The 2,207-nt window shown below is 69.5% G+C and carries 1 protein-coding gene; it reads left to right on the plus strand.

Going from position 1 to position 2,207, the window contains the following annotated elements:
* On the plus strand, nt 1-2,207 hold a 2,207-nt coding region (gene addB / locus WA702_RS19900), incomplete at both ends, for a double-strand break repair protein AddB (RefSeq protein ID WP_425112256.1).

The raw sequence follows: 2,207 nt of genomic DNA on the forward strand, positions 1-2,207 counted from the left end.
ACGCTGTATCTGCCGACGCGGCGGGCCCTGCGCGTCGCGCGCGAGCTGTTCCTGGAGGAGCTCAAGAGCGACGCTGCGGTGCTGCCGCGGCTGGTTGCACTCGGCGACATCGATGAGGACGAGCTGGCCTTCGCGGAGGACAGCGAGGCGTTCGACGGCCGCGCGCCGCTCGACATCCCGGAAAAGCTCGGCGAGCTGGAGCGCCGCCTGACCTTGGCGCGGCTGGTCGCGGCCTGGGCGAAGACGCCCGTCACCGCGCCGCTGGTGGTCGGTGGCCCGGCCTCGACCTTGCAACTCGCCGGCGACCTGGCGCGGCTGATCGACGACATGGTCACGCGAGGCGTGTCCTGGGACGCGCTCGATGGCCTGGTGCCGGATCAGCTCGACAAATACTGGCAGCACTCGCTGGAATTCCTCGGCATCGCGCGCACCGCGTGGCCGGCCTATCTCGACGAGATCCAGCGCATCGAGCCCGCGGCGCGGCGCGACATGTTGATCGCGGCCGAAGCCGTACGGCTGACCGCGCATTCCGACGGTCCTGTGATCGCCGCCGGCTCGACCGGCTCGATGCCGGCGACCGCGAAATTCTTAAGCGCGGTGGCAAAACTGCCCCATGGCGCCGTGGTGCTGCCGGGCCTCGACATCGATCTCGACGAAGCGGCGTGGCAGACGATCGGCGGCGCCAAGGACAAGCAGGGACGCGTGATCGCGCATCCCTCGTCGAACCATCCGCAATATGCGATGCACATGCTGCTGAAGCGCTTCGGCATCGAGCGGCGCGACGTCGCCCGGCTGGCGCCGCCCGCCCGCGGCGGGCGCGAGGTGCTGATATCAGAAGCGATGCGGCCGTCCGAAGCCACCGCGGACTGGCACGACCGGCTGCGACAGTTCGACGTCGCAGCAAATATTTCGGCTGCGATGGATCATCTCGCCGTTATCGCCGCGGCCAACCCGGAAATGGAGGCGCTGGCGATCGCCATCGCGATGCGCGAGGCGCGCCATCTCGGCAAGTCCGCGGCGCTGGTGACGCCGGACCGCGCATTGGCCCGGCGCGTGATCGCGGCACTGACGCGCTGGCATCTGGTGTTCGACGATTCCGGCGGCGATCCGCTGATGGAGACGCCGGCCGGCACCTTCGCGCGGCTGGCTGCAGAGGCAGCAGCGAGAGGGCTGGAGCCACCGACCCTGCTGGCGCTGCTCAAGCATCCGCTATGCCGGCTCGGCGCCGCCTATGGCGCCTTCAAATCGGCGATCGAGACTTTGGAGCTTGCGGTGCTGCGCGGCACCCGCCCGCAGCCCGGCACGCTCGGGCTGGCACGCGACTTCACCCGCTTCCGCAACGAGCATGACAAGCTGCGTCAGGGCGAGACCTCCGCACTGCATTCCGCCGAGCCGCGCGCGCGGCTGAAGCCCGAGGCGCTGGATCAGGCACAGGCGCTGATCGCGGCGCTGCAGAAGGCGCTGGCGCCACTGGAAAACCTCGCCTCGCCCAAGCCGCAGGATTTTGCGGAGTTCGCCGCGCGCCATCGCGAAGTGATCGCGGCCTTGTCAGCTGATGAGCTTGGCTTGAGCACGGCCTTCGCCGATCGCGACGGCTCCGCACTGGCCAAAACCTTTGACGATCTGCTCAAGCGCGGCGAGCGTTGCGGGTTGACGGCGCCGCTGGCCGACTATCCCGACCTGTTCCTGACCGCCTTTTCCGATCGCGCGGTGCGGCGCCCCGAGCGCCCGGGCGCGCAGCTGCAGATCTATGGTCCGCTGGAATCGCGGCTGATGCAGGCCGACCGTGTCATCATCGGTGGACTGATCGAAGGCGTCTGGCCACCGGCACCACGCAGCGATCCCTGGCTGAGCCGGCCGATGCGCCATCAACTGGGGCTCGACCTGCCGGAGCGACGCATCGGGCTGTCCGCGCACGACTTCGCGCAACTGCTTGGCGCGCCCGAAGTGATCCTCAGCCATGCCGCCAAATCCGGCGGTGCGCCGGCGGTGGCCTCGCGCTTCCTGCACCGGATGGAAGCGGTGGCCGGCCACGATCTCTGGAGGAAAGCCAAGGCGCGCGGCGAGACTTATGTGCGCTACGCCGAGGTGCTGGACCAGCCGGCGCAGGTGACGCCGATCCCGCAGCCGATGCCGAAGCCGCCGCTATCAGCGCGGCCGACGCGGCTCTCGGTCACCGCGATCGAGGATTGGCTGCGCGATCCCTA

This window comes from Bradyrhizobium sp. (assembly GCF_049798375.1).
In the GTDB taxonomy this organism is placed as follows: Bacteria; Pseudomonadota; Alphaproteobacteria; order Rhizobiales; family Xanthobacteraceae; genus Bradyrhizobium.